Raw genomic sequence first — 11879 nt, forward strand, 5'->3', positions numbered from 1 at the left:
GCCAGAAGCTTAGTTTCGATTTACACAAATCGCTTAGCCGTATCAGACCCCGTTTATTAAGCATCAGCCTTTCAGGAATTCCGCATGGAAATCCAGATGCTGTTCAATAAAGCTGGCGATAAAGTAGTAGCTGTGGTCATAGCCTTTATGACGGTGCAGCTCCAGCGGATAATCCGCCTGTTCCGCCGCTGCGACCAGGTTTTCCGGCTTCAGCTCAGACTGCAGGAAGCTATCATCTTCACCTTGATCCACACGGATGGGCAGTTTATTCACAGACTCTTGGTTAGCGGTCGCTTTTAACAGCTCACAGCTATCATATTGACGCCAGCTTTCAAGATCTTCGCCCAAATAAGCGGTAAACGCTTTCTGGCCCCAAGGGCAGTTGATCGGATTAGTAATCGGACTAAACGCAGAAACAGAACGGTAACGCTCAGCGTTTTTCAGCGCGATCGTTAATGCACCGTGACCACCCATAGAGTGACCGGCAATTGCACGCTGATCAGACACAGGGAAAGTGGCTTCGATCAGTTCCGGCAGCTCATGCACGATATAGTCATACATCTGATAATGAGCTTTCCAAGGCTCCTGAGTGGCATTCAGGTAGAAACCCGCACCCTGGCCCAGATCGTAACCTTCATCATTACCGACACCTTCACCGCGCGGGCTGGTATCCGGTGCCACAATCGCAATACCCAGTTCAGCGGCACGGCGCTGCGCACCCGCTTTTTGCATAAAGTTCTCATCGGTACAGGTTAAACCAGATAACCAGTACAGTACAGGCACCTTCTGCCCCTGAGATGCTTGCGGTGGCAGATAGATGGCAAAACGCATGGCGCAGTTCAACACCTTGGAATCATGGGTGTACTGCTTATGCCAACCACCAAAGCTTTTATTACAGCTGATATTTTCCAGATTCATAACGACTCCTGGCAGCCCTGCCTGAGTAAGCAGGACTACAGGTTAAAAGCGAACAAAGATAAAGGCTCTGTGATTACGCTCTTTCCGATTAAGGCTCCCGAGATTTAAATTCTAAGCAGATTAAAACTCAAAAAGCCTTAAGCTCAAAAAAGAAGGATTACATGTCGTAGTGAACAACACTACGGATACTCTTACCTTCATGCATCAGATCAAAAGCTTCGTTGATCTTTTCCAGGCTCATGGTGTGAGTGATAAAGTCGTCCAGTGCGAACTTACCTGCCATGTAGTCTTCAACAATGCCTGGCAGCTCAGAACGGCCTTTAACACCACCAAATGCCGTACCACGCCATACACGACCAGTAACCAACTGGAATGGACGGGTTGAGATTTCCTGACCTGCACCGGCAACACCGATGATCACAGACTCACCCCAACCTTTGTGACAGCACTCCAGTGCGGAACGCATCACATCAACGTTACCGATACATTCGAAGGAGTAATCCACACCACCGTCGGTCATTTCAACAATCACTTCCTGAATCGGCTTGTCGAAGTTACGAGGGTTGATGCAATCAGTCGCGCCCAGTTTTGTCGCCAGTTCATACTTGGATTCGTTAATATCAATACCGATGATACGGCTGGCACCGGCCATTTTTGCACCAATAATCGCCGCCAGGCCAATACCACCCAGACCGAAGATAGCCACAGTGTCGCCTTCTTGAACCTTAGCGGTATTGGTTACTGCGCCCATACCTGTGGTGACACCACAACCCAGCAGACACACTTCTTCCAGTGGTGCTTCAGGGCTTACTTTCGCCAGGGATATCTCTGGCAGCACCGTGTACTCAGAGAAAGTAGAACAACCCATGTAATGGAAGATGGTTTCGCCATTACAAGTGAAACGGCTGGTACCATCTGGCATCAAGCCCTGGCCCTGAGTAGCACGTACCGCCTGACACAGATTGGTTTTACCGGACTTACAGAACTTACACTCACCGCACTCAGCGGTGTACAGAGGGATTACGTGGTCGCCTACTTTCAGGCTGGTAACACCTTCGCCCACAGACTCAACGATGCCGCCGCCTTCGTGACCCAGAATCGATGGAAAGATACCTTCAGGGTCTTCGCCAGACAGAGTGAATGCATCCGTATGACAAACACCGGTCGCGACAATACGAACACGAACTTCACCGGCCTTAGGCGGCGCTACTTCGACTTCTTCAATTTTCAGCGGCTCATTTGGGCCCCAGGCAACCGCAGCACGGCATTTAATTACTTCAGCAGTCATAATGAACTCCTTCAAACAATCACGATAAAAGACACGGTTACATGTCCAAGTGCTTGCACGAAATGTCCAAGCGCTTGCACAAAAATAGTTACCTATAAACAGTGGTTACCTACAAACAGAGTCTTCTGATTTTCTCTTTAGATCAGCGATGTCTTGTTTTATCTATCGCCGTATAATCAACTAGTGTAGTTATTTCTTCAGAAATGATAATAGCTTGATTTTACAAATTACTTTTACATATATGTAATAATAAAACCCTAAAAAGGTACTGTTAAAGAGAGATGAGTCCATCATGGCCCAATGGGAAGGTGTGAATGAGTTTGTTGCCGTGGTTGAAAGCGGCAGTTTTACCCAAGCCTCAAAACGCGTAGGTATCTCTACTGCCCAAGTCAGCCGTTTGATCAGCCAACTGGAAAAACGCCTGGCAACTAAGCTGCTTTATCGCACCACGCGTAAGGTTTCGGTGACTGAGGCCGGTCAGGTTTATTATCAGCATTGTCGTCAGGTGTTGGACGGCCTGGAAGAAGCGGAGCGTACCCTCACTCAACTGCACGGGACACCCAGAGGAAAGCTACGTATCACAGCTCCTATTACCTATGGTGAAAGTGTGGTTGCTCCGTTACTCAACGACTTTGTGCTGCAGTACCCTGAACTGGAAGTACAGCTGCAATTAAGCAACCAGAAACTGGACCTGGTTGAGGAAAGCTTTGATCTGGCCATTCGCCTGGGCAAGCTGGACAACTCCAGCATGATGGCAAAACGCTTGGCGAGCCGGAAACTGTTTCTATGTGCCTCACCTGGTTATATCCAAACCTACGGTATGCCTCATACATTATCCGAACTCAATAGACATAATTGCTTACTGGGTACACTGGATTTCTGGCGTTTTAAACAAGATGGCAAAGAGCGCAGCCTTCGGGTCAGTGGTAGTCTAAGATATAACAGTGGTAATGCGTTACTGGATGCCGTCTTAAAGGGGTTAGGTTTGGTACAGCTACCCGATTTTTATGTACAGAGCCATCTGGAAAGCGGGGAACTGCTTGAGCTATTGCCCGAGTTTCAACCGGATGATGAGGGTATATGGGCGCTATATCCCCATAATCGTCATCTTTCTCCTAAGGTACGCATGCTGGTGGGCTTCCTGCAAACACAGCTTTAATAACAAAGAATATCGCGACAAAATATATCACAAAGCCATAAATGGACTCTGGCGACCAATTTCACCGACACCATCGACTCGGGGTATCCAGATATGAGATCTATTTTTATGCCTAAACAGCGTAACATCTCTTTTCTTCCGTCCAGGCTGCCAAAATCTTTATTAATCGCCCGGATAATGCCTCACATCTTGCCCTCTTCTTCACAAGCAAGTCGATACCTGAGTTCTTTGATGCTTTTCTCGCTTTTGTTTCTTTCTTTACCCGGATTTACACATAGCGGCCTCCATGATCCCAAACAGTTAGATCCCAAACAGCTATGCCCCAGAGCTCTTACTATGGCCCACTCAGGGGACTATGCTCCTTATCAGCATACGGATAATGAAGGTCATTTGATCGGCTTGGACGTTGAGCTGGCACTACTGATCACCGCTCGTATGGGTTGCGATCTAAAAGTGATCATGCTGCCACCTAAACGTGCGCAGAAAATGCTATCAGAGGGTAAAATTGACCTCATGGCAGCAGCCTCTATCACCCCGGAGCGCCAACAGTACGCCCACTTTTCGCCCCCTTATCGTGGTGAAACCAGTGTGATGTTTATCCGCCGGGCCGATGTTACCGAGCTTGCTCACCTGTCTTTAACCGATATGCTGCAACGCGGACTTAGATTTACCACTGGGCTGGGAGGCTGGTACGGCCAGGAATGGCAAGATGCCAAACATCTATTGAAAGAACAGCAACTGGCATTAACAAACAGCACCCACGGACAGATCAGAATGTTACTGATGGAGCGGGCGGATATCGCAATTGTCGATCGCTATGTCGGTTTCTATCATGCCCGTAATCTGGGTTATTCCGGCCATATCAGTGAGCACCCTCAGGTGCTAAGCGATGATCCTGCGCACTTTATGATCAGCAAAGCTTCCATGACTCAAGGGCAGGTTGAGGCATTTAATCTGGCCGTTCAGTGGTTAGTAGAAACAGAAGTGTATAAAGAAACACTGAAGAAATATCTGTCCCAGTAGCTTTTAACTGAACCCCAATAGTTTTATCCGAAATCGAGTTTTCTCTCGTACAGAATCACACAGGCCGAGTCTGTGTGAGAACCTCTGTTTAAAAGCCTCTGTGTAATAGCCTCTGCAACGATATCCTATCACCTATTATTGCGAGCTATTGCGAAAAAGGCAGCACTACACCTAATGCCATAAACAATACACCACAGCAGCGATTAAAACCTTTCCCCTTCCGTATTAACCAGGGCCGGGCTTTAACGGCCAAAGCAGCCAACAGGTACTCCACTGCAAATTCGGTCACGGCAAAAGTCAATGCCATCAACATAAACTGAGGTATCAAAGGGCGCTCGGTGTCGATAAACATTGCCAGAAAAACGCCCAGAAAAAGAATCACTTTCGGGTTTGACAGTGCCACTAACATCCCCTGTCGAAACAAACGATAAGCACTTAAATTACCACTCTGCTCCACCATATCCAGCTTCAGTGCTGGTGCCTGCCAGAGCTGAACACCCAACCAAATTAAATAGAATGCGCCTATGACTTTTAGCAGTGTTAACGCGGTAGGAGAGGCCTGCAACATCACGCCTAAACCTGCCACCGTAACGGCAAACAACATCATAAATCCCAGTACACCGCCGGAAATCGTGAACAGTGCCAGCCTTTTACCATGCATCGCACCGTGAGTCAGTGCTAACAAGCCATTTGGGCCCGGTGTAACCGATAACCCCAATGCAGCCGCCGCAAAAGTTAGCCATATAAACGGGTCCATACCTACTCCTGATTCTTTTATCAATGGCTGCAGTGTATGTTGAATTCTGGTTGACCTATAAGCAATATATAGACACTTATTACGATAATTTAGACAAAATAATGACCTCATCTCTGCAGAACCCTGTTTCTTTTCTTCTCTTCTCTTGCCTTTACCGGAGTTTACCTTGCTGCCCTTTGCAGGCTTTCTGGATAAGCTCAGGTTTTCAGTCGATGATGCAGATTACAGCCAATAGAGATATTGTCGCTGGCAGCTGACATGCCTTGCCCCCCTTTCAGATGGAATGCAGAAAGAGAAACACACATTAGTACATTCCAGATGTGGAGTTCAGGTGGCCGTCAATCACACCACAATCTGGCAACACTCTCCGCAGAGATCGGTTTAAAAGATGCCAGTTATCTCAGTAAATTGATTAAAAAGCGTTTTGGCTACAGCCCTTATGAAATCAGACGGTTAAGCTAATCCCAGTTATTTGGCACCATCATTAAAGCGCCTCCATTGATAACCACTAATCATCGATATTAATGGGGCGTTCTGTAAGTGTTCTGGGACGAATACTTTCACTCTCCGCATCCACCACTTGATTACGCCCCCGCTGTTTTGCCAAGGCTAAAGCCTGATCGACCATATCCAGCATCTGTTCATGATGCATACTGTTCTCAGGGATTAATGAGCATACACCAACACTCACCGTCACTACTTCGGCTATAGTAGAGCGGCGATGAGGTAACGCAATTGACTCCACTAATTGCCGACACTGTTCGCCTACAACCCTAGCACCCGAGCTGGGCGTATTAGGCAACAGCAACACAAAACGCTGGCCGTCAAAGCGGGCAAAAAGGTCACCGGGACGGTGGATGGTCGTTTTCACCAATTCGGCAATATTACGTAAACACTCGTCTCCTCTTAAACGACCATTCACTTCATTAAAATGCTGGAAACAATCCAGGTCAAACATCACAAGAGCAATAGGCTGGCGCTCCCTACGGGTTCGTTTCCACTCCAGATCAAAGCATTCTTCAAAATAGTGGCGGTTAGAGATACCGGTCAGACCATCGGTTTGATTCAGCTGTTCCAGATGTTTATGGCTGAGCTGAATCTCATGGTTTTTTTCCTTGATGGCAATCATCTGCTGTTGATTTCTCCGAGCCATCATGCGCAGATAAGCAGTTAGAAAACCAGTAATGATAATACCCAGCAGCATCACGATATAAGCCACAGAGCTTTTACGCTCATGGATAAAGCCTTCCGAAGGTGCCACTATCAACTGCCAATTATGGCCTCCCAGGTTATTTAACATAAACCGCTGAGCCATATCGTCTACCGCAGGGGATGCAGGCATTTGTGAAAAAAGCACCGAAGCATCAAAGCCATGTTGCTGCTGAGCGGTTAAATCGAACAGGGTGACGTGTAGGCCTGCCAGATGCGAGGTAGTCAGCGCATCCCGTACCAACGTCCAAATAGTAAACTGCCCAACCAAAACCCCTCTTAAGTCATCAATCTGGTTGTGTGGTGAGTTGCGTTCTCTGAATACAGGCAGTATGGCCAGAAAATTCCGTTGTGTATTCTGTAGATCAGCCTTGCTACCTGGCTGAGCCAAAGGATCACTGATTGTCATCTCGCCCGATTGCAAGGCCTGTCGAATAGCAGCTAAAGGGACACTTTGCCCCGCCAAGTCTATGCCCAATTGATCACCCGTAGGTCGCGACAGTGCAATAGGGAAGTGCACCGCCCGGTTGCGTGCCGGTATACGGCTATTATCGGTTGTAGGCTCTAAGATCTGGTAATCACTGAAGGTCTGCCGCATCTGTTGCTCAAAAGCCGCACGTTGAGCAGACATTACTCTAGGAGCCCATTGAACACCACGCAAATGGCGATGGCGGGAGATAGTCTGCTCTGCCAGTTGATCAAATGTCACCTGAGTGACAGACGTACTGGAGGCTAAAAGCCCCTGAACAGTATATAGCCCCTCAAAATTGATGGCTAAATCATGAGCAACCAACAAAGAAAGCTCCTTCATCTCTGACTTGATCTGCTCACGTAACGTTTCATTTTTCAGACTGGCCATCTGATAAGCTAAAACAGCTGACAGGGTAAAACCGATAACCATGATGATATAGCTTAACCGGTTAGAGTGATCTTTCATCCTACCCGCTCCTGATGATCTGGCTAAGTGATCGATGATGATGAGAAGCCGACTCAATATTTGCCGCTATATTCAGTATATGCACAGAGCACCACCTTGTGCCTGAATAATACACCTCCCACTGCCATCGTAAAATTTTCTTTACACAACCCGGCTTTTATCAGGAAGTAACTGTTGCATCAAAGCCTGATAAGCCGTGATCCTTAGCGAATATTGCCTGTCATCTGGCAAGAAAACTATCCAGTTCTACAAGTTGAATATTAAGCAGACACCGATAGAACAGTTTTACTGAATTAAAAGATATTGACAGTTGATACATCTATATGAGTCTTTTTTTCAGAACAATTCACTAAAGATCATTTGGTAACATAGCCGTGTACTCTGGTAACACCAAAGTCTGATAACCGATTGGCATATGCTATGCTTACCACAAGCAATACCAGTATATGTCATTGTTTTAATTTGATTTCTTTATTGTTGGCATACAATGTGTAATTCACCACTCCAACTGTGTGTTTAGGCCTGCTGTCCGTGTCACCCACAAAACAGCGGCTTGCCAATTAGGCTGTTACAAACCATACCTAATAAAACAGATGCACCGTTCACACAGAACAGGGGACTGTGGCCGCCACAAGCGGTCCTGCGAATAAAGGCCAAAAGCCGATAATAAAAAGGAGTACGCCATGAACGTATTTAGCCATCCCGATTTTGACGAGCACGAGAAGGTGCTGTTCGGCCACGACGCCGAATCCGGACTCTCCGCCATCATTGCGGTTCACAACACCAACCTTGGCCCAGCACTGGGCGGCTGCCGTATGTGGCCCTACGAAAATGATGACGAAGCGTTACGCGATGTCCTGAGACTGTCCCGTGGTATGACGTACAAATCTGCCCTGGCCAACCTGCCTTTAGGTGGTGGCAAGGCAGTCATTATTGGCAACCCCCGCGAACACAAAACACCTGAACTCCTGAGAGCAATGGGCCGCTTAATCGAGTCCGCCTGCGGTCACTACATCACCGCAGAAGACTCCGGTACCAGTGTTCCCGATCTGAAAATCATGGCAGAGGAAACCAGCTTTGTAGCGGGTATCCACGAGAAACACTGCCTGGATGGCCAAACCCGCAGTGGTGACCCTTCCCCTTCCACCGCCTATGGCGTATTTGTTGGTCTGAAAGCGGCTGTACAGCACCGCTTAGGCCGTACCGACCTGACAGGCCTGAAAGTGGCTATTCAAGGTGTCGGTAACGTTGGTTTCCGTTTGGCCAAACATCTGAAAGATGCTGGTGCCGAGCTTTGGGTGACCGATATCTACGACGATATGGTTCAACGTTGTGTTAATGAATTAGGTGCAGCCGCCGTTACCGCCGAAGAGATCTTTGGCTTAGACGTGGACGTATTTGCCCCATGTGCTCTGGGTTCTGTATTGAACGACGACACCATTGCCCAACTGAAGGCCACTGTTGTTGCAGGTGCGGCAAACAACCAGCTGGAAAACGACGATCGCCACGGCGAACAACTGCGCCAGCGTGGAATCCTGTATGCCCCAGATTACGCCATCAACTCCGGTGGCATTATCGATGTGTGTTACGAACGTTTAGGTAACGACGATCCGGACGCCCTGAACCGCCATATCGAAACAATTCACGATACCTTGATGGAAATCTTCACCCGTTCCGAGCAAGAGCAACAACCCACTCATGTTGTCGCGGACGCGGTGGCTAAAGAGCGGTTTACCAACCCGGAAAAGATTCATCAAGCAGCTTAACCTTTAACCCAGTTTCATCGACTGGAGCCCGGCTATCCGCTGGGTTCCAGGTGTGAACATATGCGTCAAATTCGAGGAGAAACTCGTGTCAAATACAACGACAACAACGACTGCCGCCGGGCATCAGGGCCTACACTGGTCCTCTCGCTGGGCGTTTATTATGGCTGCCACCGGTTCAGCGGTTGGCCTGGGCAACATCTGGAAACTCCCTTACATCACGGGTGAAAATGGTGGTGGTGCCTTTGTACTGGTCTACCTGGCGTGTATCGCCGTGGTCGGTCTGCCGATTCTGATTGCAGAAGTGATGCTGGGGCGTAAAGGCCGCAAGAGTCCGATCGCCAGTATGCGTGAACTGATTCGCGAACATAACGCCAACGCCGGCTGGGTCTCCATTGGTACTCTGGGTACTATCGCAGCCTTCCTGATTCTCTCCTTCTACAGCGTGATTGGCGGCTGGGCCATCAACTACGTAGGCTATACCATCAGCGGTGACTTCGTGGGTCAAACCAGCGATGCCGTAGGCGGTATCTTCGGCGCCATGCTGGGCGATCCTTCTACCCTACTTTTCTGGCACAGTGTCTTTATGGCGTGTGTACTGTTTATCGTAGCCCGCGGGGTTAAAGGCGGTCTGGAAAAAGCAGTCACCTACCTGATGCCAGCCCTGTTTGTACTGATGGTTGTCATGGTCGTTTACGCCATGACCACAAGTGGTTTTGCTCAAGGTGTAAACTTCCTGTTTAACCCTGATTTTTCCAAATTGACTGGCGAAGGTGTTCTGAAGGCACTGGGTCATGCGTTTTTCACCCTGAGTCTGGGTACTGGCGTAATGATGGCGTACGGTTCTTACCTGGATCAGAAAACCTCTATCGCTAAAACCTCGATCACTGTTGGCCTGATGGATACCGTTGTGGCACTGGTTGCCGGTATGGCGATCTTCCCAATCGTATTTGCGAACGGTATGGAGCCAAGCGCGGGCCCTGGTCTGATCTTCGTATCTCTGCCAATGGCGTTTGGTAGCATGTCCATGGGCACCCTGATCGGTACACTGTTCTTCGTACTGCTGGTATTCGCAGCCCTGACTTCTGCCATCTCGCTGCTGGAGCCTTCTGTAGAATGGCTGGAAGAGCGCAGTGGCTTCAACCGTATGACTGCAACGCTGGTTGCGGGTGGCGCGGTTTGGTTCCTGGGTATCGCAACTGTACTGTCTCTGAACGTATGGTCTGATGTGCACCCACTGGGTATGTTCGCAGCCTTCGAAGGTAAGACTATCTTTGATCTGCTGGACTACATCACTGCTAACATCATGCTGCCTCTGGCAGGTCTGCTGGCCGCTCTGTACGTAGGCTGGGTAATGAAGAAAGAAGACGTTGCGGCTGAGCTGAACATGTCTAACGGCGCAATGACCCTGTTCTGGAACATCACTCGCTACGTGACTCCACTGGCAGTCATCATCGTGATGTACCAATCTATCATGGGCTAAGGCCTTGGATAACGGTGGGTTAACAGATCAATCCTGATTAACCCACCACTCTGAGTTGTAACGGTTTAGCAACTAAAAAGCCCCAGCCAAAAACCGGGGCTTACACTCCTGAAAAGCCCTGGCATTATCCCACAAGGAAGCGCCGGGGCTTTTTGGCTCTGCCAATGGCTTGTGTGATTATGAGGAAATTTTTCTAGCCTGCTTACACAAATACATAGCCTGATCAGCCTGACGCACCCAAACGTCCAACGGCTGGGCCAAGTCTTCAATGGCTACAACACCATAGCTCAAACCAAGCCCCAGATTGGATAGATCGGCTTTTATACTCCCCTCTAACAATGCTTTAAAGTCGAGCTCAATTCGTTCACACACGCTTTCCATCTGATTAAGATTAGCTGTTTCTGCCAGAATCAGAAATTCATCACCACCGAGGCGGGCACACACATCACTGCCACGGATATTGTTACGAATGCAATGCCCCACACCAGCAAGGGCTAAGTCACCCGCTTCATGACCTATTCTATCGTTCAATCCTTTCAAACCATCCATATCGAGATAGATCAGTGCTAAATCACTGCCATTGCGCCGGGCCAGCTGAACACGCTGCTCAGCAACCGTTAGTAAGCCACGACGGTTAAACAAACCGGTCAGCTCATCCATCAAAGCCAACTCCCGAATTTGCTCGAACTGTTCTACCAGTAATAAGTCAGTTTGAACGAGATCACGAAATTGCTTAATTAGCTGAACATAGGTTTCATCGTAATGAGTCACCTCGAAATCCATCACACAGATAGTGCCAAAAGGTTTGCCGCTGGGCCAAAAAATAGGAAAACCAAGGTAAGAATTAAAACCGTCATTAGTGACTTCGGGGTTTGTCTGCCACTCATCATCCTGCGTTGCATGATTCACATACAACTCTTGCTGAGTTTCAACAATTTTACGACAGAAGATATTAGTATCGGGGGGGATGATTGCACCAGCACCGTAAGGATTTTCATCCTGTTCACTGGCAATGGTTACCCGGTAGCCTTCCGGTTGATATTGCACAATAAAGCCCGCAGGAGCCCTAAATAAAGAGGCCATCAGGTTGACCGTGTTTTGCCAACGGGTTAGTGGCACCAGCTCTTGATTGTCAGTCGTTAACCATTCTTCTTTATATGACATGGCTGCGCTCCGTTATTATTATATTCAGTATAATACCAGAGCGTAACAGAGCGTAACAAAGATAGATATATAACGAATGCTGCTATATTAGAAACTATCATACCGACAATATAAAGGCTGACTATCAGTTAACTGAGTCACTTATCTGAGCCCTGGCTCAGATAGCAAAGCAAAAGTT

General features: G+C 48.3%; 9 protein-coding genes. 4 read left to right on the top strand and 5 right to left on the bottom strand.

Features of this window, described 5'->3' with window-relative positions; all coding sequences use genetic code 11:
- Positions 1–63: 63 nt before the first annotated feature.
- Together fghA and H579_RS0102120 are read right to left on the bottom strand one after the other, a co-directional pair.
- Positions 64–918 (bottom strand): S-formylglutathione hydrolase, encoded by an 855-nt coding sequence (gene fghA, locus H579_RS0102115; protein ID WP_028299291.1) that lies wholly within the window; start codon positions 916–918, stop codon positions 64–66.
- 157 nt (positions 919–1075) lie between these two features.
- Positions 1076–2206 (bottom strand): S-(hydroxymethyl)glutathione dehydrogenase/class III alcohol dehydrogenase, encoded by a 1131-nt coding sequence (locus tag H579_RS0102120; protein ID WP_028299292.1) that lies wholly within the window; start codon positions 2204–2206, stop codon positions 1076–1078.
- Positions 2207–2498: 292 nt separating this feature from the next.
- On the opposite strand from H579_RS0102120, the gene H579_RS0102125 reads away from it, so the two are divergent.
- Both H579_RS0102125 and H579_RS0102130 read left to right on the top strand, forming a co-directional pair.
- Positions 2499–3365, top strand: coding sequence for a LysR substrate-binding domain-containing protein (locus H579_RS0102125; RefSeq protein ID WP_028299293.1), 867 nt, complete (start codon positions 2499–2501; stop codon positions 3363–3365).
- A 336-nt stretch (positions 3366–3701) separates the two neighbouring features.
- Entirely contained in the window at positions 3702–4388 is a 687-nt protein-coding gene (locus tag H579_RS0102130) for a substrate-binding periplasmic protein (protein WP_028299294.1), read from the top strand.
- 145 nt (positions 4389–4533) lie between these two features.
- Here H579_RS0102130 and H579_RS0102135 read toward each other — a convergent pair whose 3' ends face one another.
- Complete coding sequence (locus H579_RS0102135) at positions 4534–5145, bottom strand: LysE family translocator (protein ID WP_028299295.1); 612 nt, start codon at positions 5143–5145, stop codon at positions 4534–4536.
- A 508-nt stretch (positions 5146–5653) separates the two neighbouring features.
- Positions 5654–7291 carry a CHASE domain-containing protein gene (locus tag H579_RS0102145; protein ID WP_028299296.1) on the bottom strand — a complete coding sequence of 546 codons (1638 nt, stop codon included), beginning with the start codon at positions 7289–7291 and terminating at the stop codon, positions 5654–5656.
- 683 nt (positions 7292–7974) lie between these two features.
- On the opposite strand from H579_RS0102145, the gene H579_RS0102150 reads away from it, so the two are divergent.
- Together H579_RS0102150 and H579_RS0102155 are read left to right on the top strand one after the other, a co-directional pair.
- On the top strand, positions 7975–9057 hold the full coding sequence (locus H579_RS0102150) for a Glu/Leu/Phe/Val dehydrogenase dimerization domain-containing protein (RefSeq protein WP_028299297.1): 1083 nt from the start codon (positions 7975–7977) through the stop codon (positions 9055–9057).
- An 85-nt stretch (positions 9058–9142) separates the two neighbouring features.
- Positions 9143–10537: a sodium-dependent transporter gene (locus H579_RS0102155; RefSeq protein ID WP_028299298.1), complete on the top strand. Its 1395-nt coding sequence runs from the start codon at positions 9143–9145 to the stop codon at positions 10535–10537.
- Positions 10538–10714: 177 nt separating this feature from the next.
- Here the strand turns inward: H579_RS0102155 and H579_RS0102160 are convergent, their stop codons facing one another.
- On the bottom strand, positions 10715–11701 hold the full coding sequence (locus H579_RS0102160) for a sensor domain-containing diguanylate cyclase (protein WP_028299299.1): 987 nt from the start codon (positions 11699–11701) through the stop codon (positions 10715–10717).
- Between the last annotated feature and the right edge of the window lie 178 nt (positions 11702–11879).

This window comes from Oceanospirillum beijerinckii DSM 7166, assembly GCF_000422425.1.
In the GTDB taxonomy this organism is placed as follows: Bacteria; Pseudomonadota; Gammaproteobacteria; order Pseudomonadales; family Halomonadaceae; genus Oceanospirillum; species Oceanospirillum beijerinckii.

Coding starts and splice junctions, on each gene's coding strand:
- fghA (WP_028299291.1), bottom strand. CDS start 918: ATGAATCTGGAAAATATCAGCTGTAATAAAAGCTTTGGTGGTTGGCAT.
- H579_RS0102120 (WP_028299292.1), bottom strand. CDS start 2,206: ATGACTGCTGAAGTAATTAAATGCCGTGCTGCGGTTGCCTGGGGCCCA.
- H579_RS0102125 (WP_028299293.1), top strand. CDS start 2,499: ATGGCCCAATGGGAAGGTGTGAATGAGTTTGTTGCCGTGGTTGAAAGC.
- H579_RS0102130 (WP_028299294.1), top strand. CDS start 3,702: ATGGCCCACTCAGGGGACTATGCTCCTTATCAGCATACGGATAATGAA.
- H579_RS0102135 (WP_028299295.1), bottom strand. CDS start 5,145: ATGGACCCGTTTATATGGCTAACTTTTGCGGCGGCTGCATTGGGGTTA.
- H579_RS0102145 (WP_028299296.1), bottom strand. CDS start 7,291: ATGAAAGATCACTCTAACCGGTTAAGCTATATCATCATGGTTATCGGT.
- H579_RS0102150 (WP_028299297.1), top strand. CDS start 7,975: ATGAACGTATTTAGCCATCCCGATTTTGACGAGCACGAGAAGGTGCTG.
- H579_RS0102160 (WP_028299299.1), bottom strand. CDS start 11,701: ATGTCATATAAAGAAGAATGGTTAACGACTGACAATCAAGAGCTGGTG.